19 protein-coding genes are annotated in these 23,490 nt (G+C 62.5%); 7 read left to right on the top strand and 12 right to left on the bottom strand.

The genetic code is table 11. From position 1 onward, the window contains the following. The first annotated feature begins 50 nt into the window (after positions 1-50). Positions 51-1,130 (top strand): tRNA epoxyqueuosine(34) reductase QueG, encoded by a 1,080-nt coding sequence (gene queG, locus IB266_RS17860; RefSeq protein WP_060739427.1) that lies wholly within the window; start codon positions 51-53, stop codon positions 1,128-1,130. Here the strand turns inward: queG and IB266_RS17855 are convergent. Both IB266_RS17855 and orn read right to left on the bottom strand, forming a co-directional pair. Next, the gene (locus IB266_RS17855; RefSeq protein WP_170866829.1) at positions 1,112-1,726 is read right to left on the bottom strand and encodes a trimeric intracellular cation channel family protein; all 615 of its coding nucleotides are present in this window, start codon (positions 1,724-1,726) and stop codon (positions 1,112-1,114) included. The two genes, queG and IB266_RS17855, sit on opposite strands and share 19 nt — an antisense overlap. A 218-nt stretch (positions 1,727-1,944) precedes the next feature. After that, on the bottom strand, positions 1,945-2,487 hold the full coding sequence (orn, locus tag IB266_RS17850; protein ID WP_192261962.1) for an oligoribonuclease: 543 nt from the start codon (positions 2,485-2,487) through the stop codon (positions 1,945-1,947). Between the two features lie 109 nt (positions 2,488-2,596). On the opposite strand from orn, the gene rsgA reads away from it, so the two are divergent. Further along, positions 2,597-3,628: a small ribosomal subunit biogenesis GTPase RsgA gene (gene rsgA / locus IB266_RS17845; protein WP_060739429.1), complete on the top strand. Its 1,032-nt coding sequence runs from the start codon at positions 2,597-2,599 to the stop codon at positions 3,626-3,628. A gap of 188 nt (positions 3,629-3,816) precedes the next feature. On the opposite strand, the gene motB is transcribed toward rsgA, so the two are convergent. Together motB and motA are read right to left on the bottom strand one after the other, a co-directional pair. Beyond that, a complete protein-coding gene (gene motB, locus IB266_RS17840; protein ID WP_103308786.1) occupies positions 3,817-4,863 on the bottom strand; it encodes a flagellar motor protein MotB in 1,047 nt (348 codons plus the stop codon). Between the two features lie 3 nt (positions 4,864-4,866). Continuing rightward, the gene (gene motA, locus IB266_RS17835) at positions 4,867-5,718 is read right to left on the bottom strand and encodes a flagellar motor stator protein MotA (protein ID WP_192261961.1); all 852 of its coding nucleotides are present in this window, start codon (positions 5,716-5,718) and stop codon (positions 4,867-4,869) included. A 166-nt stretch (positions 5,719-5,884) separates the two neighbouring features. On the opposite strand from motA, the gene IB266_RS17830 reads away from it, so the two are divergent. The 4 genes from IB266_RS17830 (at position 5,885) to IB266_RS17815 (ending at position 11,112) form a co-directional block, all read left to right on the top strand. Further along, a complete protein-coding gene (locus IB266_RS17830; protein ID WP_192261960.1) occupies positions 5,885-7,423 on the top strand; it encodes an HDOD domain-containing protein in 1,539 nt (512 codons plus the stop codon). A 42-nt stretch (positions 7,424-7,465) separates the two neighbouring features. After that, complete coding sequence (locus IB266_RS17825; RefSeq protein WP_192261959.1) at positions 7,466-8,281, top strand: rhodanese-like domain-containing protein; 816 nt, start codon at positions 7,466-7,468, stop codon at positions 8,279-8,281. 19 nt (positions 8,282-8,300) lie between these two features. Beyond that, positions 8,301-9,161, top strand: coding sequence for an archaetidylserine decarboxylase (gene asd / locus IB266_RS17820; protein ID WP_192261958.1), 861 nt, complete (start codon positions 8,301-8,303; stop codon positions 9,159-9,161). A 193-nt stretch (positions 9,162-9,354) separates the two neighbouring features. Further along, a complete protein-coding gene (locus IB266_RS17815; RefSeq protein ID WP_192261957.1) occupies positions 9,355-11,112 on the top strand; it encodes a molecular chaperone in 1,758 nt (585 codons plus the stop codon). 168 nt (positions 11,113-11,280) lie between these two features. Here IB266_RS17815 and serB read toward each other — a convergent pair whose 3' ends face one another. After that, positions 11,281-12,495 carry a phosphoserine phosphatase SerB gene (gene serB / locus IB266_RS17810; RefSeq protein WP_060739436.1) on the bottom strand — a complete coding sequence of 405 codons (1,215 nt, stop codon included), beginning with the start codon at positions 12,493-12,495 and terminating at the stop codon, positions 11,281-11,283. A 133-nt stretch (positions 12,496-12,628) separates the two neighbouring features. Here serB and IB266_RS17805 point away from each other — a divergent pair, with 133 nt between their 5' ends. Continuing rightward, entirely contained in the window at positions 12,629-14,146 is a 1,518-nt protein-coding gene (locus IB266_RS17805) for an AhpA/YtjB family protein (RefSeq protein ID WP_192261956.1), read from the top strand. Between the two features lie 341 nt (positions 14,147-14,487). Here IB266_RS17805 and IB266_RS17800 read toward each other — a convergent pair whose 3' ends face one another. From IB266_RS17800 to IB266_RS17770, 7 genes are all read right to left on the bottom strand, one after another. Continuing rightward, positions 14,488-15,192 (bottom strand): membrane integrity-associated transporter subunit PqiC, encoded by a 705-nt coding sequence (locus IB266_RS17800; RefSeq protein ID WP_060739438.1) that lies wholly within the window; start codon positions 15,190-15,192, stop codon positions 14,488-14,490. A gap of 179 nt (positions 15,193-15,371) precedes the next feature. Further along, on the bottom strand, positions 15,372-17,636 hold the full coding sequence (gene parC, locus IB266_RS17795; protein ID WP_060739439.1) for a DNA topoisomerase IV subunit A: 2,265 nt from the start codon (positions 17,634-17,636) through the stop codon (positions 15,372-15,374). Positions 17,637-17,646: 10 nt separating this feature from the next. Beyond that, positions 17,647-18,168: a TIGR02281 family clan AA aspartic protease gene (locus IB266_RS17790; RefSeq protein WP_192261955.1), complete on the bottom strand. Its 522-nt coding sequence runs from the start codon at positions 18,166-18,168 to the stop codon at positions 17,647-17,649. Then, positions 18,165-19,151: an esterase-like activity of phytase family protein gene (locus IB266_RS17785; RefSeq protein ID WP_192261954.1), complete on the bottom strand. Its 987-nt coding sequence runs from the start codon at positions 19,149-19,151 to the stop codon at positions 18,165-18,167. Before IB266_RS17785 ends, IB266_RS17790 begins: the two co-directional genes overlap by 4 nt. Beyond that, entirely contained in the window at positions 19,151-21,055 is a 1,905-nt protein-coding gene (gene parE / locus IB266_RS17780; RefSeq protein WP_192261953.1) for a DNA topoisomerase IV subunit B, read from the bottom strand. Before parE ends, IB266_RS17785 begins: the two co-directional genes overlap by 1 nt. A gap of 41 nt (positions 21,056-21,096) precedes the next feature. Next, entirely contained in the window at positions 21,097-21,705 is a 609-nt protein-coding gene (locus tag IB266_RS17775; RefSeq protein ID WP_103310538.1) for a YqiA/YcfP family alpha/beta fold hydrolase, read from the bottom strand. Between the two features lie 299 nt (positions 21,706-22,004). Continuing rightward, the gene (locus tag IB266_RS17770) at positions 22,005-22,337 is read right to left on the bottom strand and encodes a DUF6124 family protein (RefSeq protein ID WP_192261952.1); all 333 of its coding nucleotides are present in this window, start codon (positions 22,335-22,337) and stop codon (positions 22,005-22,007) included. Positions 22,338-23,490: the final 1,153 nt, after the last annotated feature.

Genomic DNA, 23,490 nt, shown 5'->3' with positions numbered 1-23,490 from the left:
CCGATGTCTGGCAGAATTATACGCATCTCAGCTCCGGTTTCTCTCGCCTCATGCCTGCCATTCCCACAGACCTCCCCGCCCTCGCCCAATCCATCAAGGAATGGGGCCGCGAGCTGGGTTTCCAGCAGGTCGGCATCAGCGGCCTGGACTTGGCCGAGCATGAACAACACCTGCAACGCTGGCTCGAAGCCGGCTACCACGGCGAAATGGACTATATGGGCGCCCATGGCAGCAAACGCTCGCACCCCGAGGAACTGGTGCCGGGCACGCTGCGGGTGGTTTCCCTGCGCATGGATTACTTGCCGGGCGATACGCAAATGGCGCAATTGCTCGGCCAACCGGAAAAAGCCTACGTCTCGCGTTATGCATTGGGCCGCGATTACCACAAATTGATCCGTAAACGCGTGCAGCAATTGGCGGAAAAAATTCAGGCGGTCATCGGCCCCTTTGGCTACCGTGCCTTTGTCGACAGCGCACCGGTGCTGGAAAAAGCCATTGCCGAACAGGCCGGCCTGGGCTGGATCGGTAAAAACACCCTGGTGTTGAACCGCAAGGCCGGCAGCTATTTCTTCCTGAGCGAGCTGTTTGTCGACCTGCCGCTGCCCATCGATCCACCCCACGGCACCGAGCATTGCGGAAAATGCACCGCATGCCTGGACATCTGTCCTACGAATGCCTTCGTCGGACCTTACGTGCTCGATGCTCGCCGTTGTATTTCCTACCTGACCATCGAGCTGAAAAGCGCCATTCCTGAAGAGCTGCGGCCACTGATCGGCAATCGGGTGTTCGGCTGTGACGACTGCCAGATCGTCTGCCCGTGGAACCGCTTTGCCCGACCGTCCGGGGAAAGCGACTTCAAGCCACGGCACAACCTGGACAATGCCGGGTTGGCCGAGCTGTTCATGTGGGACGAAGAGAAATTCCTCAGCAGCACCGAGGGTTCACCGTTGCGCCGAGCCGGTTACGAGCGCTGGCTGCGCAACCTGGCGGTGGGCCTGGGCAATGCGCCGTCAACCATTCCCGTGCTGCAAGCGCTGGAGGCGCGGCGCGACTACCCGTCGGAACTGGTGCGCGAGCACGTGGCGTGGGCGTTGCGCCAACATGCCGAGCGTCAAACCTCGTCGTTGTAGACGAATTTCGGCATTTCCCAGTGAAAGCGAATCGCCAGGAGCCGCAGCAGGAAACCGCCGAACAAGGTAATGAGGATCGCCTGCTCGTTCGGCAGTTGCAGGAAGACACACAGCAGATAACACCACGCCGCGGCAAACGAGACGCTGGCATAGAGTTCGCGACGGAAGATCAGCGGAATATCGTTGCAGAAGATGTCCCGCAGGATGCCACCGAACACCCCGGTGATCACCCCACTGACCGACGCCACCAGCATGCCATGGCCCATTTCCAGGGCCGTCATGCAGCCGATCAGGGTGAACGCCACCAGGCCCACGGCGTCGAGCACCAGGAACAGCGAGCGCAAATGGCGCATCCAGCGCGCCAGGAACACCGTCAGCATCGCCGCCGCGGTGGTCAGCACCAGGTACTCCGGGTGCTTGACCCAGGTGAGTGGGTAATGACCGAGCAGCACGTCGCGCACCGAGCCGCCACCCAGCGCCGTGACACAGGCGATCAGCACCACGCCGAACCAGTCCATGCCCCGCCGCCCGGCAGACAAGGCGCCGGTCATGGCTTCGGCGGTGATGGCGATCAGATAAAGCATCAGCAACATGATGGCGGTCCTTGCAGGAAGGCGCGCAGTCTAGCCAGTTTGGGCAGGCACCAAAAGAGGGCAGCCATCGACCATGTCAAACAAGGAGTCTGTGGCCAGGATATCTGTGGGAGCAAGGCTTGCCCGCGATGAAGGCAATGCGGACTTTCAAAGACCGAGGCGCCTGTTTCGCGAGCAAGCTTTGCTCCCACAGCCCCATCACCACAAGAACGCGCTGCGCATCAGAACTTGATGAAATGCTTGCGGTAATGCTGCAACTCGGCGATGGACTCGCGTATGTCGTCCAGGGCCAGGTGGGTGCTGCCCTTCTGGAAACTGTCGCGCACTTCCGGCGCCCAGCGGGCGGCCAGCTCCTTGAGGGTGGAGACGTCCAGGTTGCGGTAGTGGAAGTAGCTTTCCAGGGATTTCATGTGGGTATAAAGGAAGCGACGATCCTGGCAGATGCTGTTGCCACAGATCGGCGACTTGCCCTTCGGCACCCACTGTTCCAGGAAGGCGAGGGTCTGGGCCTCGGCCTCGGCCATGCTGATCTTGCTCTCGCGCACCCGCTGGGTCAGGCCCGAGCCGCCGTGCTGGCGCGTGTTCCACTCGTCCATGCCGGCCAGGATTGCGTCGCTGTGGTGGATCGCGATCACCGGGCCTTCGGCCAGGGTGTTGAGGTCGCTGTCGGTGACGATGGTGGCCATTTCGATGATGACGTCGGTGTCAGGATTCAGACCGGTCATTTCCAGGTCGATCCAGATCAGGTTCTGCGGGTTTTGCATAGGGAAGCTCCTCGGCGTAGCCACGCAGTTTAGCTTAGGCAGGCCCTTGGGCGTGCTAAACTCGCCGCCGTTTTACCCTATTCGCTGCATTTCTTCATACGGAACACCCATGGCCAAACGCCAACTCAATCGTCGTCAGAACTGGCGCATCGAAAAGATCCAGGGCGAGCGCGCCGCCCGCGCCGCCAAACGCGAATCCAGTGCTGTCGAAGCCCTGGAGGGTGGCGACCTGGGCCCTGAACAGACCGGCCTGGTGATCGCCCACTTCGGCGTGCAGGTCGAGGTAGAGGCCCAGGAAGGCGAACTGGCCGGCCAGGTGTTCCGCTGCCACTTGCGCGCCAACCTGCCGGCGCTGGTGACGGGCGACCAGGTGGTCTGGCGGGCCGGCAACCAGGGCATCGGCGTGATCGTCGCGCAGTTGCCGCGCCACACCGAGCTGTGTCGGCCGGACAGCCGAGGCCAGCTCAAGCCCGTGGCCGCCAACGTCGACATGATCGTCATCGTGTTCGCCCCGTTGCCCGAGCCCCACGCCAACCTGATCGATCGTTACCTGGTGGCCGCCGAACACGCGGGTATCCGTCCGTTGCTGCTGCTCAACAAGTTCGACCTGATCGACGAACACAACGCCCCGGCGCTGAACGCCCTGCTGTCGGTCTATCGGGATTTGGGTTACCCGGTGCTGGAGGTCTCGGCCCATCACGGCAACGGCATGGAGCAGTTGCAACAGCAACTGGACGGGCGCATCAGTGTGTTCGTCGGCCAGTCTGGCGTGGGCAAGTCTTCGCTGGTCAACAGCCTGCTGCCGGAAGTCGAGACGCGCGTCGGGCCGCTGTCCGAGCTGTCCGGCCAAGGCACCCACACCACCACCACCGCGCGGCTGTTCCATTTCCCTGGCGGCGGTGAATTGATCGACTCGCCGGGTATCCGCGAATTCGGCCTGGGCCACGTCAGCCGGGCCGATGTCGAAGCCGGGTTCATCGAGTTCAACGAGTTGATCGGCACCTGCCGCTTCCGCGACTGCAAGCACGACCGCGAACCCGGTTGCGCCCTGCTCAAGGCCCTGGAAGAAGGTCGCGTGCATCAGCAACGGATGAACAGCTACCGCTCGATCATCGCCAGCCTGCCGGAAAGCGGTTACTGAGCTGAAAGGAAGGGAAGGGAAGCCGGACACCATCGTGGCGAGGGAGCTTGCTCCCGCTGGGCTGCGAAGCGGCCCCAAAACCTGCCAAATGCGGAGCATCAGACACACCGCACCCGCCGGTTTACGACTGCTTCGCAGTCGAGCGGGAGCAAGCTCCCTCGCCACAGGTCCATCGACAAACCTTCAGGTCACTGCGCCGGCGCTCCGGGAGGCTTGGGCGCGGCGTCGTCGAACAGATTCAGCCGCTCGCGCAGTTCATGGGCCGGCACGGGTTGCTGGTCTGCCGGCAACGCGTTCGGATCGACCGCCGCACCTGGTGTGGCGGACGGAGCAGGCGCTTCACCCGGCGCCCCCTCGCCCGGGACCGGATCGGGCGCCGGATCATCGGTTTGCGAGCCCTCGATGGCTTTCTGCGCCTTCTTGGTCAACACCACGATATCGATACGCCGGTTGACCGGGTTGAACGGATCCTTGCGGTCGAACAGCGCCGAAGACGCATAACCGACCACCCGCGCCACCTGCTCGTCCGGATAGCTGCCGGCAACCAGGGCGCGACGGGCCGCGTTGGCGCGGTTGGCGGACAGCTCCCAGTTACCGTAGTCACCCTTGCCGATGTAGGGTTTGGCATCGGTATGACCACTGATACTGATCTTGTTCGGCACCGCCTTGATGGTGTCGGCCATGGCCAGCAGGATGTCCTCGAAATACGGCTTCAGGCGCGCGCTGCCGGAGTCGAACATCGGCCGGTTCTCGGCGTCCATGATCTGGATGCGCAAGCCGTTCGGGGTGATTTCGAACAGGATCTGGTCCTTGAATTTCTGCAGTTGCGGGTTCTCTTCGACCTTGTTCTGCAATTCCTGCAACAGCAGTTCCAGGCGCTCGCGCTCGACCTGTTCGGCCATGCCTTCGACCTGCTCGGAATCCACCGTCACCTTGTCAGGCTGGGGCTGGGACTTGACCTCAGGGTTAAGGGTATTTTCCGGGGCCAGGGTCGGTGAGCCGCCCAGGTCGATGATGTAGGGCGTGCCACTTTCGGAAAAGCCGACCGGGTCCTTGAAGTAGCCGGCGATGGCGATCTTCTGCTCTGGCGTCGCCGTGGACAACAGCCACAGCACCAGGAAGAACGCCATCATCGCCGTCGCGAAGTCGGCGAAGGCGATTTTCCAGGCGCCCCCGTGATGCCCAGCGGCTATGCGCTTGACGCGCTTGATGATGATCGGCTGGTTATTTTCCATAACTTAGCGACCGCGAACCGCTTGTTCCAGCTCGGCGAAGCTTGGACGGTGCGCCGGGTACAGGACCTTGCGCCCGAACTCCACCGCCAACGATGGCGGCATGCCCGAGGCCGAGGCCACCAGGGAAGCCTTGATGGCTTCGTAGATATTGAGCTCTTCCTTGGCGTCATGGGCCAGGGAGGTGGCCAGCGGCCCGAAGAAACCATACGCCGCCAAGATACCGAAGAACGTACCCACCAAGGCCGCACCCACGTGCAGGCCGATGGACTTCTGGTCACCGTCGCCCAGGGAGGCCATGGTCACCACGATCCCCAGTACCGCCGCGACGATACCGAAGCCAGGCATCGCGTCGGCGATCCCGGTGACCGCGTGGGAGGGATGCTCCAGGTCTTCCTTGAGGCTGTACAGCTCCATGTCGAACAGGCCTTCGAGCTCGTGGGGAGCCATGTTGCCGGACGACATGATGCGCAGGTAATCACAGATGAACGCCGTCATGCGGGCGTCCTTGAGCACAGCCGGGTACTTGGCGAAAATCGGGCTGGCGGCGGCATCTTCGATGTCGCCTTCGATCGCCATCATGCCTTCGCGGCGGCTCTTGTTGAGGATCTCGTAGATCAGCCCCAGCACCTCGAGGTAGAAGGTGTGGCTAAAGCGCGAACTGAACATGCCCAGGGATTTCTTGAGCACGTGCATCGTCATATAGCCAGGGTTGGCCTGCAGGAATGCACCGAGGGCCGCGCCACCGATGATCAACACCTCGAAGGGCTGGATCAGGGCGGCAATCTTGCCATGGGAGAGCACGTATCCGCCGAGCACGCTCGCGAACACGACAATGATGCCGATAATTTTAGCCATAGATAGAAAGTACTTATTTAAGTCGGGTTCAAGGTCATATTCGGAAGCTGAAAAATCTCTTCTTCTACTTATCGGCAAAACTGCGCCAGACTATAGGCTGTTCTGGCGAAAAGCCAATTTGCCCCGTTCCGGGCGTAGAGAATTCATACGATGATCACGTCCAGCCATGACTAACGAAACCAAGGTTCCAACGCCCCGACCGACCACCCTCGAAGGTTGGGTGACGCTGCTCAAAGGCGTGCATCTGCCGGTACCCCAGGCCAGCCACGACCTGGTCTGCAAGGCCCTCGCCGACAGCCGCCGCTCCTTGCGCGACATCGCCGACCTGATGCAGGACAGCCCCGCCCTGGCCCTGAGCGTCATCCGCGAAGCCAACCATCACACCCATGGCAGCCTTGCAGAACCTGCGGAAAACCTCGAAGTGGCCATCAACCGCCTCGGCCTCAAGCGTACCGAGGAGTTGCTCGCCCGCTTGCCGTCGTTGCCGGCGCATGAAATACCCATCGCCTTGCGCCAGTTGCAATTGATCAGCCAGCACGCCACGCAACAGGCCAATGGTTTTTTTGCCAGCCGTCTGGCGCGGCTGTGGCAAGACATACACTGGGGCAGCCTGTTGTTCCTGTCGCCGCTCTGGCCCCTGGCCCTGACCCATCCACGATTGCTCGGGGAATGGGAATTGCGGGTCGCCCATAAAGGCGAACCCGCGCCCAAGGTAGAGCGCGAACTGTTCGGCGTCAGCCTGCTGGAAATCTGCCTGGCGCTGGTGGAAACCTGGCGCTTGCCCATCTGGGTGGCGCAAGGGTATCGCCTGCTGCTCAATGAACGCCGCGAGCTGGTGAAAGTCCTGCGCATCGCCCGGGACAGCGAACACCCCCTGCGCCAGCAGAATCGCCTGGACGACGACCCGATCCTGCGACGCTGGCTCAACCAGCCGGCCAACACCGTATTGCTGGCCAACGGCCTGGCACTGGCCGCACAACAGGCCTGGGACAGCCCCGCGCTCACCCGCTGGCAGTACCTCACCAGTTTGTATCTGCAGATGTCGATGGATGAGGTCCAGCAACAGCTGCACCAACAAGCGGCCAACAGCGCCCACCATCACGCCATGCCGGACCTCTGGCACCCGGCCGTGGCGCTGATCTGGCCTTCGGGCAGCCGCCGCATCCATCCCGGCTTGCTGCCCGCCGCCCCGCCCAGCGCCCAAGACCTGAGCCAGTGGCGCACGCAATGCTCCGCCATGCTGGTGGAGCCGAGCCCCTTCCGCAATGCCATGCACCTGACCACCTCGGCACGGGACATCCTGGTGGCCTGTGGCATGCGCCGAGTGATGATCCTGATGGCCGACCGCAACCAGAGCAGCATGCGCGTACACCAGACCGCCGGCCTGCCCAAGGAGGCCGCGGCCATGAGCTTTACCATCAGCCAGAGCAAAATATTGCAGCGGTTGCTGGCCCAGCAGGCCCAGGTTCGCCTGAACCCGGACAACAACGCGCAGTTTTCGGCGCTATTGCCGCCGGGCCTGCGCAGCCTGTTCCGGGGTGAGCACCTGCTGTTGCGCTCACTGACCTGCAATGGCCGGGTGATCATGCTGGTGGCGGTAGACCAGGGCGGCGGGCCGTTCTCGGATATCACCGTGCAAGCCTTCGGCAAAACCGTGCAATGCATCGAAAGGGCCCTGCATACCTTTACCAACCGCGGTCGCTGAACTTGCTACAATCCTTTCCCTTTGCGCCCCTGGAGACCTCACATGCCTGACTTCTCTGGCTTGCCGCTGGTGATCGAGCCGAGCGAACTGCTGCCGCGTCTCGACGCCCGCGAACTGATTCTGGTGGATCTGACCAGCGCCGCGCGCTACAGCACCGGGCACATCCCCGGCGCACGTTTCGTCGACCCCAAGCGCACCCAGCTTGGCCAACCGCCGGCACCGGGCCTGCTGCCGGCCAAAACCGACCTGGAAACCCTGTTCGGCGAGCTTGGGCATAACCCGGACGCGGTCTACGTGGTCTACGACGACGAAGGCGGCGGCTGGGCCGGGCGCTTTATCTGGCTGCTGGACGTGATCGGCCACTCGAACTATCACTACCTCGACGGCGGCCTGCTGTCCTGGCTGGACGAAGGCCTGCCGGTGTCCGTCGATGTTCCTGCACCGGTTGCCGGCCCGGTGCCCCTGACGTTGCACGATGCCCCCACCGCCACCCGCGAATACCTGCAAAGCCGCCTCGGTGCCGCCGACCTGGCCATCTGGGATGCGCGCGGCCCGCTGGAATACTCCGGCGAGAAAGTCGTTGCAGCCAGGGGCGGACATATTCCAGGGGCGGTCAATTTCGAATGGACCGCCGGCATGGACCCGGCGCGCAACCTGCGCATTCGCAAGGATATGCCGCAGATCCTCGAACGATTGGGCATCACGCCCGACAAAGAAATCATCACCCACTGCCAGACTCACCACCGCTCTGGCTTCACCTACCTGGTGGCCAAGGCGCTCGGTTATCCACGAGTCAAAGGCTATGCCGGTTCCTGGGGCGAATGGGGCAACCATCCCGACACGCCCATCGAGCTTTGAAGGTTCTTAAGGACAGTTAATGAAAAACCGTTTGTTCATCCTCACTCAATACCTGCTGCCCCACCACCTGTTGTCGCGGTTGGCCGGTTGCATTGCCGAATGCCGCGTGCGTTGGTTCAAGAATGCCTTCACCGCGTGGTTCGCCAAGCGCTATCAAGTGGACATGTCCCAGGCCATGGTGGAAGACCTGACCGCGTATGAGCACTTCAACGCCTTCTTCACCCGCGCCCTGAAAGACGGCGCGCGGCCGCTGGACGAAACCCCGGGCGCGATCCTCAGCCCCGCCGACGGCGCCGTCAGCCAGCTCGGCCCGATCGAGCACGGCCGGGTGTTCCAGGCCAAGGGCCACAGCTTCAGCGTGCTGGAGCTGCTGGGTGGTGACGCGGCCAACGCAGCGCCGTTCATGGGCGGCGATTTTGCCACCATCTACCTGTCCCCCAAGGACTACCACCGCGTGCACATGCCATTGGCCGGCACCCTGCGGGAGATGGTCTACATTCCCGGGCGGATTTTCTCGGTCAACCAGACCACCGCCGAAAACGTTCCGGAGCTGTTCGCCCGCAACGAGCGCGTGGCCTGCATTTTCGACACCGAGCGCGGGCCGATGGCCGTGGTACTGGTGGGCGCGATGATCGTGGCCTCCATCGAAACCGTCTGGGCCGGGCTGGTGACGCCACCCAAGCGCGAGCTGAAAACCTTCCGTTACGACGAAGCCGCCCGCGCGCCGATCCATCTGGAAAAAGGCGCCGAACTGGGACGCTTCAAGCTGGGTTCGACCGCCATCGTGCTGTTCGGTCCAGGCCAGGTGAAATGGGCCGAAGACCTGGTGGCCGGGTCGCCAGTGCAGATGGGCCAGGGCCTGGCGCTGCCCAAAGGCTGAGTCACACCCGCCCTTGAAGCAGGTCTGTGGGAGCAAGGCTTGCCCGCGATGAACGATAACGCGGTCTAAAAAACGCGGCGCCTGCATCGCGAGCAAGCTTTGCTCCCACAGCACTTTCAGGGCAACACGCCTGCCTGTCAGCTGCTAGAGTTGGAAACATCACGTTTATTTCCCGCCGGAGCCCGTACACGGCATGAATGAGACCAGCCCTCTCCAGCTATTGCGCGTCCTGACCCCGACACAACCACGCCTGTCGTTCTGCGATGCTACGCCACGGGACCTCAAGCGCTGGATCGCCAACCTGCCCAAGGCCAACATCGGCGAAACGGCCCGCCTGTTGTACCAGGCCCTTGGTGAACTCAACCAACTGCTCACGCCCAGCGACAATCGCCTGCAACTGCTCGAACTGCTGCGACCCGAGGTGTATTACGTCTGCAAGCACCTGGAACGGCACTTCCTGCAACAGGCCATCGTGCTGGATGATCGCTCGCGCAAGATCGTCAACCTGTGCCAGGCCCTGCAAACCCAACTGGCGACGGGCTACAAACAGATCGTGGCGCGTATCGCGTCGAAATACACCAAGGACCGGGCCCGCCTGCTGAGCACCGCGCTGCAACGGGCAATACATGCCCTCAACGGCCCGCTGCTGCGTGCCAGCCAGCTGTACAGCCCAGTGCCCGAGGGGTTGTGGCTCGACTTGCATCAGTTGTACCGGATCGCCTGCCTGCACCGCTTGCAACACCTGAGCGTGAGTGACGAGCTGGCCAGCCAGGTTCATCAATTGAACGCCGAGCAAACCTATGTCGTCGCCCTGTTGCTGGGCGCGTCACGCAGCAATCAATTGCGCCAGAGCCAGATCGGGCGACTGACCGAAGTGCTCGAATCCTGGAGCCAGTGGGTCAAGCTGGACCCTGCCACCGCTGCCAGCAGCCTGTTCGCCGTCGCTCCAGAGCTGGATGTCGGGCCACGCTACCGCTCCAAGTTCCGGGCCGAACAGCAGCCGACCTTGCAGGGCTTCGATCCCCAGCCACTGGTGCGTGCAATCGCCACTCACCTGGAACAACCTGCCGATAATACGTTGCCAGTCCCTGGGGGCATGAGCGCCGACACTTTGCATCACCTGCAAGCCGCCTGGGGCGAAGCGGCTGAACGCAGCTTCCAGCGCACCGAGGGCAACGGCACGCTGACCCTGTGCGTGGGCATGAGTGCGCTGCACTACTACCTGGGCGGCGAGCGCTCGTTCAACGAAATCCTGAAAAGCCCCGCCACCCGCAAGGCCCGCTTCGAAGCCTCGCAGAGCAAGACAAACGACACCTGGAAGCAAGCGTTCGACGCCGCTCCCGCCGGCGACAGCGACCTGCTGCCCTATGAAGAAATCGAGTACCCGGTCAACCCGGCCGATGACGATGGCACCAGCTCCGACAACCAGCATCACTTCCCCACCTACGACCTGCCGATCATCAACCACAGCCCTGGCGGCTATTGCCTCGGTTGGCCCAAGGAGGTGCCGGAACAACTGCAAGCCGGGGAAATGATCGGCATCCGCGACAGCAGCGACCAAGCCTGGAGCGTCGCCGTGGTGCGCTGGATCCGCCAAGTGCGCAACGGCGCCATGCAAATGGGCATCGAACTGGTCGCGCCCCATGCCCAGCCTTGCGGGTTGCAACTGGTCCGGGAAAACGAGCATGGCCACTACCTGCGCGGCCTGTTACTCCCCGAGATCAGCGCCATTGACCTGCCTCCGACCATGATCGCCCCACGCCTGCCCTTCCAGGAAGGCCAGCGGGTATTGATCAACACCAACGGCCAGGAACGCCGCGCCGGCCTGGACCGCCGCGTGACCAGCACCCACAGTTTCAACCAGTTTTCCTATCACCCGGAAGACTCAACCGAAACCGGGGATGGCGGCGACCAGGAAGGGAATTTTGATTCGTTGTGGAAATCGCTTTGAACAGCACGCAACCCGTTGTGGCGAGGGAGCTTGCTCCCGCTGGCCTGCGCAGCAGGCCCCTGCGGTCGATCCGACACACTCAGGCCCCAGGTTTCAGGGCCGCTTCGCGCCCCAGCGGGAGCAAGCTCCCTCGCCACAAGTGCACTTGCTCCAAAATCAGTGTGTCAGTCAAAGCTGCCCGTCACGATCCCTGAAGCCCAGCAGGTACAACACCCCATCCAGCCCCAGGGTGGAAATCGCTTGCCTGGCCGACTGCTTGACCAGCGGCTTGGCGCGGAATGCCACGCCCAGGCCCGCGATCGCCAGCATTGGCAGGTCGTTGGCGCCGTCGCCCACGGCGATGGTCTGCTCCAGGCGCAGGCCTTCTTTTGCAGCCAGTTCACGCAGCAGGTCCGCCTTGCGCTGGGCATCGACGATCGGCTCGACGGCCACGCCGGTCACCTTGCCGTCCACCACTTCCAGCTCGTTGGCGAATACATAGTCGATACCGAGCTTGGCCTGCAACTGCTTGGCGAAGTAGGTGAAGCCGCCGGACAGGATGGCGGTCTTGTAGCCCAGGCGCTTGAGTTCGGCGAACAGGGTTTCGGCGCCTTCGGTCAGGCGCAGGGAAGCGCCAATGGAATCCAGCACGCTGACATCCAGACCTTTAAGCAAGGCCAGGCGCTCCTTGAAGCTGGCACGGAAATCCAGCTCGCCGGCCATGGCTCGCTCGGTGATGGCCGAGACCTTGTCGCCCACGCCGGCCGCCTTGGCCAATTCGTCGATGACCTCGGCCTCGATCAGCGTCGAGTCCATGTCGAACACCGCCAGGCGGCGGTTGCGGCGGAACAGCGAATCTTCCTGGAAGGCGATGTCGACGTTGAGTTCCTGGGCCACGCTGAGGAACTCGGCACGCAACGCCTGGGGATCGGCCGGCTCGCCGCGCACCGAAAACTCGATGCAGCCCTTGCCCTTGTCGGCCGGGGTGTCCAGCGGCATGCGCCCGGACAGGCGGTCGATGTGGTCGATGTTCAGGCCATACTGGGCGGTGATCGAACTGACGCGCTGCAATTGCTCGGCGGTGACCTTACGGGTCAACAGGGTCACGATATGGCGCTTCTTGCCCTGGCCGGCCACCCAATGCTGGTAATCCTCCTCGGACACCGGGGTGAAACGCACCTGCTGGTCGAGCTTGTAGGCGGTGAACAGGATGTCCTTGAGCACGGACTTGCTTTGTTCGGCGTCCGGGATTTCAACCAGGATGCCGAACGACAGCGTGTCATGGATCACCGCCTGACCGATGTCGAGAATGTTCACACCACCCTGGGCCAGAACGCCGGTAATGGCCGCAGTCAGACCCGGACGGTCGCTGCCAGTGATGTTTATCAGGACGATTTCGCGCAAGGCGCACCCCCGCAGGTGGAAAAAAACCGCATTCTACCCACATTCAGTGACCATCGGGCACCGCCAGTGCTTTGCCGGTCATGGGGCTGTCGCTATACTGCGCGTCAATTTCACGGACAAAGAGCCGAGCTCAGTGAACCGGCCCACGCCAGTCAAAACCGACAACTTCTTCCTGCTGATCTTCCGTGCGCTGCGTCACCGTCGTGTGCCGATCGCATTGCGCATTGCCAGCCATAACGTCATCCTGGTCGCCCTGGCCCTGGTCATCTATGCCTGCGTGATGGGTTTGCAGTTCAAGCAGGCCATGCACGAGCAGGCCGATGCCCTGGGTGAAAGCCTGACCACCCAGACCGCCACGTCCGCCACCGAGCTGCTGGTGTCCAACGACATCCTCAGCCTCAACGTGCTGCTCAACAACCTGACCAAGAACAAGCTGGTGGCCCACGCCGCCATCTACAGCGTGGACAACCGCATCCTCGCCGAGGCCGGCCAGCGGCCCAAGCCTGGCCTGCTGGGCGAGTCCGGCGGCATGTACCAGAGCAAGATCACCTTCCAGGACGTGACCGCCGGGCAACTGCGCATCAGCCTGGACATGGACCAGTTCCAGCAACCGATGACCATCAGCTTGCAAAGCATGGGTATCCTCAGCGCGATCCTGCTGGCCCTGGCATTGGCCCTGAGCCTGCGCCTGGGCCGGCACATCTCCACGCCGCTGCTGCAATTGCGCGTCTGGCTGCGGGACATCGACGAACACACGCCGGCCACCCAGCGCCAGGACGAAATCGGCGACCTGGCCCGGCAACTGCACGCCAGCTTCGCCCCGGAACCCGAGCCCCTGCCGGAACCTGAAGACCTCGACTATGCGGACGACGACGATGCCGAGCCAGGCTTCGAAGTGCGTAACCTGCGCGACCCGGGCTTCGACGAAAGCCAGCCGATGCCAACCTCCAAACCAGCGCCACGCCATGTGGTGCGCGCGGTAGAGGACGAGGAAGACGACGACGCTTTCGCCGACCTGCGTGACGAGTCGGTCGATGGGGCACCTCAACCGGTCGCCAAGCCTGTGGCCTCGAACCTGCCCCAGCACAGCGCTGTACTGGCCGTGCAATTGGGCGCCCAGGATCAACTGCGTCGCCTGCCCCAGGCGCGCCTGAAGGAGTTGCTCGAGCGCTACCGCGACTGCCTCGACCAGGCCGCATCGCTCTATCAGGGCGAATTGCACACCTTGAACGACGGCAGCACGCTGATGCTGTTCCACACCGAAGACAGCGGCGACGACTACCTGACCAATGCCATTTGCTGCGGTGAGTTGCTCCGCGCCTTGGGTCACCAGTTGCAGATCGAAGTCGCCGACAGCGGCATCACCCTGCAACTGCAATTGGGCCTGACCTTGGGCGATGGCTTGTTCGGCTTGAGCCAGATCGACCTGCTGCTGACCGAAACCGCCCAGGACGCCCTGGCGCTGTCGCAACACAGCCGCAACCTGCTGCTAGTGGAGCGCAAGATCAACGACGACGCCCTGATCCGCCAGCGCGCGCGCATCCGCCCCATCGCCAGCCCCGAAGGCGCGTGTTGCGTGGAGCGCTTGATGGAGCCTTATCCGTCGATGCTGGAGCGGCAATTGGCGCGGATGCATGAGCGCCAGGCCTGAGTTTCAGGACATGAAGTAACGAAGCCCGCCGATGAGTGATTGTCTGCGGGCTTTTTTATCGCCTTCAGCGCCGCCATCGCGAGCAAGCTCGCTCCCACAGGGGTCTCTGCAAGACTCAGGCCTGCTGTGGGAGATGAGTGATTGTCTGCGGGCTTTTTGTTGCCTTCAGCGCCGCCATCGCGAGCAGGCTCGCTCCCACAGGGAGATGTCTGCAGGCCTCAGACCCAGTGTGGGAGCGAGCTTGCTCGCGATAGGGCCGGCCCAGGCACCCGAGAATCCAACCGGCAGAAACAACAAAGCCCGCATCAACGCGGGCTTTGTGGTGTATCCGGGTCCAACCGTCAGAACCTGAACACTTCCATGTCCGTACGAATCGGCAAGGCCATGGGAATCTTGTCCTTTTCCTTCTCTACCGGTTTGGCCGGGGCAGGCGCGGCCTTGCGGGGCACTTCGGCGACAGGCGGCTGGTTGGCCAGGGGCTTGAGCGACACCGACAGCTGTTCGGCCAGGCGTTGCAGGAGCACGCCCTGGGCCTGGACCTGCGCCGCCGTAGTACCGGCATGTTGCTCTTGCAGATGAACGATGCGGTTCTCGCGCACCTTGCCACGACGGTCGATCAACCGCCATTGGGCATCGAGCACTGCCGGCTGGGCTTTACCCGAGTCCAGGCGGGTAATCGACAGCAGTACCTGCACATCCGGGGTGAACCCCTGGGTCGCCGGTGCCAGCACCACGCGCTGGCTGTCCAGGTGCCCGGCGACCTGGCGCAACAGCAACTGATCGATGTCAGAGGACAGGCTGCCGGCCCAACGGCCGTCAGTGGCGGCTTGCAGGCTGCCGTCCGGTTGGCGTTGCAACAAGGTTTCACGCTGCAGGTAGTCAGCGATCAGAACCGGGCCGAGCAATACGGCCATGCCTGTGCTTTGCGCAGGCTGGGCCGGGGTTCCGCTGTCCAGTTGGTACAGCGACACCGGCTGGTTCATGCTGCAGCCCGCCAGGCCAAGCAGGCCGGCGAGCCACAAAATAGGGAGGCGCAGAGCAGTCATCGTTCCGTCCAGGTGGCAGCCACAAGGCTTGCCACAGTGAAAAAATACTCGGTCAATGTGAAGAACGCTCGGCTACGCCGGCGCTTGAAAGGGCCTATCATCCGTGAATATGCGCGCCGACTCCAGCGCGAAAGCATCGATCCGCGGCATTTAATCGCAGACCGAGCCCTCTACTACGCCTAATTGAGGTTTTCGACGAGCAGCGCATCGACCCGCTGAAATCCCCTCGGAAGCTTGTTGCCCCGCCGACCACGCTCACCCTTGTAGTGTTCAAGATCGTCCGCCTTCAACGAAAGCGTACGCTTTCCTGCCTGTAGCACAAGCGTGGCGCCTTCCGGCAACACTGCAATATCCGTGACATATTCCTCACGGCTGGCGACTCGTTCGCCGGAAATACCGATAATCTTGTTGCCCTTGCCTTTGCCCAGTTGTGGCAGGTCGCTGATCTTGAACACCAGCAAGCGGCCTTCGGTGGTCACCGACGCCAGCCAGTTGCTCTCCCGATCGGCCACCGGGCGCGGCGCAATCACCTTGGCGTTGTTCGGCAGGCTCAACAGCGCCTTGCCCGCCTTGTTCTTGGCTTGCAGGTCCTCGCCCTTGACCACGAACCCGTAACCCGCGTCCGATGCAATGACGTACAGTCCATCATCATCAGGCATCAGCACGCATTCAAAAGTTGCACCCGGCGGCGGCGTTAAACGACCGGTCAGCGGTTCGCCCTGGCCGCGAGCCGACGGCAAGGTATGCGCCGGCACGGAGTAACTGCGCCCAGTGGAGTCAACGAACACCGCAAACTGGTTGGAACGCCCGGCCGCCAAGGCCTTGAAGCCGTCCCCGGCCTTGTAGGAAAGCCCCGTCGCGTCAATATCATGACCCTTGGCGGAACGTACCCAGCCTTTTTCCGACAGCACGACGGTGACTTTCTCGTTCGGCAGCAGATCGTGCTCAGTCAGGGCCTTGGCTTCGGCACGTTCGACGATCGGCGAGCGACGGTCGTCGCCATAGGTTTCGGCGTCCTTGAGCAGCTCGGTGCGTACCAGCTTCTTGAGCTTGGCTTCGCTGCCCAGCAGGGCTTGCAGCTTGGCCTGTTCCTTGAGCAATTCATCCTGCTCGGCGCGCAGCTTCATTTCTTCCAAGCGCGCCAACTGCCGCAGGCGGGTGTCGAGGATGTAGTCGGCCTGGATTTCGCTCAGGTCAAAGCGGGCGATCAAGCTGGCCTTGGGGTGCTCCTCGGTGCGGATGATGTGGATCACTTCATCCAGGTTGAGGTAGGCAATCAGCAAGCCGTCCAACAGGTGCAGGCGGCGCTCGACCTTGTCCAGGCGGAATTGCAGGCGCCGGCGCACGGTCTTGACCCGGAACTCCAGCCATTCCACCAGCAGTGCCCGCAGGTTTTTCAACTGCGGCTTGCCGTCCAGGCCGATGATGTTGATGTTGACCCGGTAGCTGGACTCCAGGTCGGTGCTGGCGAACAGGTGCTGCATCAGCGCGTCGTGGTCGACCCGGCTGTTGACCGGGATGATCACGATGCGGCACGGGTTTTCGTGGTCGGATTCGTCGCGCAAGTCAGCCACTTGCGGCGCTTTCGACGGTTTTGCCTGCATCATCGCGGCAATCTGCTCCAGGACCTTGGCCCCGGAGACCTGATGCGGCAGCGCCGTGACGATGATGTCGCCGTCTTCGATGTGGTACACGGCGCGCATGCGCACCGAACCGCGACCGGTCTCGTAGATTTTCAGCAGGTCGGCGCGCGGGGTGATGATTTCGGCTTCGGTCGGATAGTCCGGGCCCTGGATGTGCTCACAGAGCTGCTCCACCGTGGCTTTCGGCTCGTCCAGCAGACGCACGCACGCGGTGGCCACTTCCCGCAGGTTGTGGGGCGGCACGTCGGTGGCCATGCCCACGGCGATGCCGGTGGTGCCATTGAGAAGGATATTCGGCAAACGTGCTGGCAGAACCAGGGGTTCGTCGAGGGTGCCGTCGAAGTTCGGCCCCCAGTCCGCAGTGCCCTGGCCCAGTTCGCTGAGCAGCACCTCGGAATAGCGCGACAGCCGCGCCTCGGTGTAACGCATGGCTGCGAAGGACTTGGGATCGTCCGGCGCACCCCAGTTACCCTGGCCGTCCACGAGCGTGTAGCGATAGCTGAACGGCTGGGCCATCAGCACCATGGCTTCATAGCAGGCCGAGTCGCCGTGGGGGTGGAATTTACCGAGCACGTCACCGACGGTACGCGCCGATTTCTTGTGCTTGGAATCCGCATCCAGCCCCAGCTCACTCATGGCATAGATGATCCGCCGCTGAACCGGCTTCAAGCCGTCGCCGATATGCGGCAAGGCACGGTCCATGATCACGTACATGGAGTAATTGAGGTAGGCATTTTCGGTGAAGTCAGCCAGCGATCGGCGTTCTACGCCGTCTAAGCTGTCTGCAAGAATGTCGCTCATGCGGGCCTCATCAGTTCGTTGTCTGGCGCAGCAGCATGGTGCCGTCGCGCTGGGTAAATTCAAGTTTGTTCAGGGCACTCATGCCCAGCAGCACTTGCGTGCCACCCAGGCCGGGCGCCACCAGGGCACGGACATCGCGCAAGACGATGTCACCCAATTGCAGCCGGTCGACGCGGGTACGGTAGCCCTCGCTCACACCGTTGGCGGTACTCAAGGTCACGCCGAACCCTTTTTCCAGCTTGAGGCGCTCGGCCAGCTCCATCGGAATTGCCACGTCAGTGGCACCGGTGTCGAGCATGAAGTCCACCGGCTGGCCGTTGATGTGGCCGCTGGCGACGAAATGTCCCTGTTGATTGCCGACCAGCTTCACCTCGATAAAACCTTCACCTTTTTGCGAGTACACCTGGGTATTGGGGTTTTGCTGACGCTGCTCCCATTGAGCAAAAAACCGCGTCGCCAGAAACAGCGCGGCGCACCAGGCCAGGATCATCAGCACCCGGCCGGCGCGCTTGCCCGGCAACGGCTGGCTCACGGCGAGGCACTCCAGCCACCCTCGGGCGCGGCGAAGCGCCAGACAATTGGCCGCTGCTCGCCATCGGCCCGCCTGCCATCGTTGTTGTCCAGGCCGATCCATGCCCCCTCGGCATCCACCACCAGCGCTTCGGCCAGCCCGTAGGCCTGGGGATAACGGCGGTTATCCTGCAACGCCTCGGCGGCGAACGACCAGCAACGCTCGACCTGGGCGGTCTGCGGGTCACGCCGGCAGACCTGATAGGCGTTGCGCTCCAGGGTAAACAGCTTGCCATTGAACAATGACAGGTCAGCGAAATCCCGCGAAACCGCCTTGGCCTTGGGGAACTGCGCCGGCTGCATCTCCAGCCCCGCTTCGCTCAGCAACACGCAATTGCCATCGCAGTCCCACACCGTCTGCTGACGCTTGATCAGCAGCAGGCCGCGACGTTCGCGCTCGGCCGCCAACCACAGCTGGTCACCGTCCGGGTTGATCGCCAGACCTTCGAACAAGGCGTTGAAATGCAGCAACATGCCACTGCCCCGGGCCTGACGAATCAGAGTCGGGGCGATTTTCAACCAGGATGCGTCTCCCGAGGGCGACACTTGCAATACCGCGGCATGAGACTCGCTGACCACATAGCGATTGCCAGCGCTGTCGCAACTGATGCCTTCGAAATCCAGCTCGCCACCACGCAGGAACGACGCCGCCCAGGTCCGGGAACGCAAGCCCCAGGGCAAACCGCTGTCCGGCACCTTCGGCACCTCGATTTCAACCACCTCGGCCTGCCAGACCGGTGCCTCGGAGGGTGCGAGGCGATAGATCCGGTCATCGTCGCGATCGGACACCGTCCACATCTGGCCGCCGCACAGCGCCAGCCCGGACAGGTTGCCACCGCGCATGCCATCGACGGCGTGCTCGGACAGCAGCTTCAGTTCCGGCGCAGGTCCTGCGACTACCAACCCCGCCCACAGCCACAACGCCAGGGCGAACCCGTTGCGCATCAGGCCAACACCTCGGCCAGGTCCCCTTTGGATTCGAGCCAGGACTTGCGGTCGCCGGCGCGCTTCTTCGCCAGCAACATGTCCATCATTTCCGAGGTCGCTTCAAAATCATCCAGGGTCAACTGCACCAGGCGGCGAGTGTTCGGATCCATGGTGGTTTCGCGCAACTGCGGCGGGTTCATTTCGCCCAGGCCCTTGAATCGGGTGACCTGCGGCTTGCCACGTTTCTTCTCGGCCACCAGGCGATCCAGAATGCCATCGCGCTCGGCTTCGTCCAGGGCGTAGTAGATTTCCTTGCCCAGGTCGATGCGGTACAGCGGCGGCATCGCCACATAGACGTGACCGGCATCCACCAACGGGCGGAAATGCTGGACGAACAAGGCGCAGAGCAACGTGGCGATGTGCAGGCCGTCGGAGTCGGCGTCGGCAAGGATACAGATCTTGCCGTAGCGCAGTTGGCTCATGTCGGCGGCGCCCGGGTCGACCCCGATGGCGACAGCGATGTTATGCACTTCCTGGCTGGCCAGCACTTCGCTGCCGTCCACTTCCCAGGTGTTGAGGATCTTGCCCCGCAACGGCAGGATGGCCTGGAACTCTTTATCTCGCGCCTGCTTGGCCGAACCACCGGCGGAGTCACCTTCCACCAGGAACAGCTCGGAACGCATCGGGTCCTGCCCGGCGCAATCAGCGAGCTTGCCCGGCAAGGCCGGCCCTTGGGTGATGCGCTTGCGCTCGACCTTCTTGCTGGCCTTGAGACGACGGCCGGCGTTGTTGATCGCCAGCTCCGCCAAGGCCAGGCCGGTTTCCGGGTTGGCATTGAGCCACAGGCTGAACGCATCCTTGACCACACCGGAAACAAACGCCGCCGCCTCACGGGACGACAGGCGCTCCTTGGTCTGGCCGGAGAATTGCGGCTCCTGCATCTTCATCGACAGGACAAAGGCGATGCGTTCCCAAACGTCTTCCGGCGCCAGCTTCACGCCACGGGGCAGCAGGTTGCGGAACTCGCAGAACTCGCGCATGGCATCGAGCAGGCCCTGGCGCAAGCCGTTGACGTGGGTGCCGCCCTGGGCCGTAGGGATCAGGTTGACGTAGCTTTCCTGGACGCTTTCGCCACCTTCGGGCAACCACAACAGCGCCCAGTCCACCGCTTCCTTGTTACCGGCCAGGCTGCCGCAGAACGGCTCGTCGGGCAGGCGTTCGAAACCGCTGACCGCGTCCACCAGGTAAGAGCGCAGACCGTCTTCGTAATGCCATTCGACTTCCTCGCCGGTGGCCTTGTCCTCGAAACTGACCAGCAGCCCCGGGCACAACACGGCCTTGGCCTTGAGCACGTGCTTGAGGCGGCTGACGGAAAACTTCGGTGAATCGAAATATTTCGGGTCCGGGGCGAAATACACGCTGGTCCCGGTGTTGCGCTTGCCGACCGTGCCCACCACTTCCAGCTCGGTGGCCTTGTAGCCATCGGCGAAAGTCATCTGGTATTCGTTGCCGTCACGCTTGACCCGCACCCGCACCTGGGTCGACAAGGCGTTGACCACGGAAATACCCACCCCGTGCAAACCGCCGGAGAACTGGTAGTTCTTGTTGGAAAACTTGCCGCCGGCGTGGAGCTTGGTGAGGATCAGCTCGACGCCCGACACACCCTCTTCAGGGTGTATGTCCACCGGCATGCCGCGGCCGTCATCGCTGACTTCCAGCGAGTGATCGGCGTGCAGGATGACCTGCACCGACTTCGCATGCCCGGCCAAGGCTTCGTCGACACTGTTGTCGATGACTTCCTGGGCGAGGTGGTTCGGCCGACTGGTGTCGGTGTACATGCCGGGGCGCTTGCGCACCGGGTCGAGGCCCGAGAGGACTTCGATGGCGTCTGCGTTATAAGAGCTAGCGCTGGGAGTGGCCATGGGGTCTCGTCGTCAGTGTTCAATGAAAAAGGGGCGATGGTTCACAGCGAGGTGAAGTCGATCGCCTGGTACAAATCGGCGCCAATGCCGGCAAAACTCAACAGCGCCGGCAACTGCTGGGCAAACCCCTGGAAACTGTGGTCGCCGCCGGCCTGGATGCGCAAGGCACAGGCGCGGTAATACTGCTGGGCGTGGCGATAATCCAGCGTTTCGTCACCGGTTTGCAACCATACCTGATACCGCTGCGGATCCCGGGGCGCCGGCACTTCCAGCTCGGCCAGGGCCGTCACGTGGTCGTGGGTCAATTCCCAGGTTTCGTCGGTGTACAAATTCTTCTGTGTGCCCAGGTAACCGTCGAACATCCGATGCGGGCTGACGGCCGGATTGACCAACAGGGCCTTGAGGCCGTGGCGCTCGGCCAAGTGAGTCGCATAGTAGCCGCCGAGCGAGCTGCCGACCAGCAGCGGCCGCCCCAGTTGTGCAATCGCCTGTTCCAGCTGACCGATGGCTTGGCGGGGGTGGTGGTGCAGAGCTGGGACTTGTAGGTGGTCGCTCAGGCCCAATTGCGCCATTACGTCGATCAACTGAGTGGCCTTGGTCGACGCTGGGGCGCTGTTGAAGCCGTGGATATAAAGGATAGAACCCGACATTGCCGACTCCCTGGGTGTTGGGCAAAGGCCGGAGTTTACAGGGAGATTGAAGGGGTTTGGGTGTTTTAACACCGTTCCCAAGTCGCCCATTGGCCTTTGTGGCGAGGGAGCTTGCTCCCGCTGGGCTCTGTAGGAGCTGCCGAAGGCTGCGATCTTTTGATCTTTCGCTTGAGACTCAAGTGCCTGGGGAAAGATCGCAGCCTCGTTGCACTCGACAGCTCCTACAGGCCAGCGGGAGCAAGCTCCCTCGCCACGGGTGATTTGCCGACCATTACAAGTTGTTTAGGTCGTTATCTCTTTTATTGTCTCGGGTCGACGATATCCAGCGCCCGATTCGCCAACAACTCACTGAGCTCGATCATCTGTTGGACTCCCAGGGCGAAATGCCGACGCGAGCCTTCCAGGTCAAAGGTTAGGTCGCCAAGCATGGCGCTGGCGGAGGCCAGGGTTTCGCTGAGGTTGGCTAGGAGAGTTTCGGTGTCTGCGCTTTCCGCGACAGAGAACAGCTGGCTTGAGGGTTGTGTCTTTTTGGCTTGAGGCTTGGGGTCGAGATAATAATCGAGGGCGCGCTTGGCGGCTTCATCGTGCTTTTGGGAATCGGTTTCGGGGGGATTGGGTGTGGCTTTGAACATAGGGTGACACTCCGTTTACTGGTTGGAGCTGCCACGTTCGTTTCCAAGCGAGGGGGTGGCAGCCGTACGCAGGTTGGAAAACCGGGGTAAACGAGCCCGACAGACCCGAAGGTCTCCCGCGCACAGCCGCCATAACGAAAGCATGGTCAAAAAACGACCGCAAGCATACGTTATGAAGGGCGCTTTCGCGCCGTCTACTTATCGGATTTCCAAGCCCGGTCGCTGAATTTGCAGCGACGGAAAAAGGTTAACGACAGCCCTTCCCACCCGGCAACCGCCAGAACTCGTCGGAAAAATCTACTTGAATCAGAAAGTGTGTCCGACCATTCCCACAAATTTTGGTCGGCTGTCAGGCCGCCATCGCGAGCAAGCTCGCTCCCACACAGGTTTTTGGTCGTTTATAAGACCAGTGTCCACCGCGATCCCGGTGGGAGCCGAGCTTGCTCGCGATAGCGGTAGGTCTGCTTGCATCAATGCTGAATGTACCGCCGCCTTCGCGAGCAGGCTCGCTCCCACAATTGGACTGAGTACACCTGCAAGAGCAGGTCGGCTATCAGGCCGCCTCGCGAGCAAGCTTTGCTCCCACAGGTCCAGCTCAAACAAGTCTGATGGGTGTACACCCCCGCATGAGCCAGGCCGGCTATAAGGCCGCCTCGCGGTGGACGTTGATTTCGGCGCCCCGTTAACCACGCTGGCCGAACGCAGGTATTGTGGAGTGGGCATCCCGGCATGGATGCCGGGATAGCTGCGCTGGGCCATGGATGGCCCTTCGCGGCGGGCCCACGGAGCAATGCCTTCGTTCGGGCATGCCGAGCCTAGGCGAGGCACCGAGTGGTGGGGCATAAAGCGTTTTGCTTACTTTTGCGCTTCTCAAAAGTGAGCCGCTGTAAGAGCGGAACCGTCAGCAGCCGTTACCGCAGCAATGGATATGTACTCAATCAGACCGCCATCGCGAGCAAGCTCGCTCCCACACAGGTTTTTGGTCGTTTATAAGATCAGTGTCCACCGCCGATCCCGGTGGGAGCCGAGCTTGCTCGCGATAGCGGTGGGTCTGCTTGCATCAATGCTGAATGTGCCGCCGCCTTCGCGAGCAAGCCCGCTCCCACAATTGGACTAGGTACACCTGCAAGGGCAGGTCGGCTGTAAGGCCGCC

Source organism: Pseudomonas sp. Pdm06 (genome assembly GCF_014851795.1).
Classification (GTDB): domain Bacteria; phylum Pseudomonadota; class Gammaproteobacteria; order Pseudomonadales; family Pseudomonadaceae; genus Aquipseudomonas; species Aquipseudomonas fluorescens_AA.
This window is presented reverse-complemented; position numbering and strand designations above follow the sequence as displayed.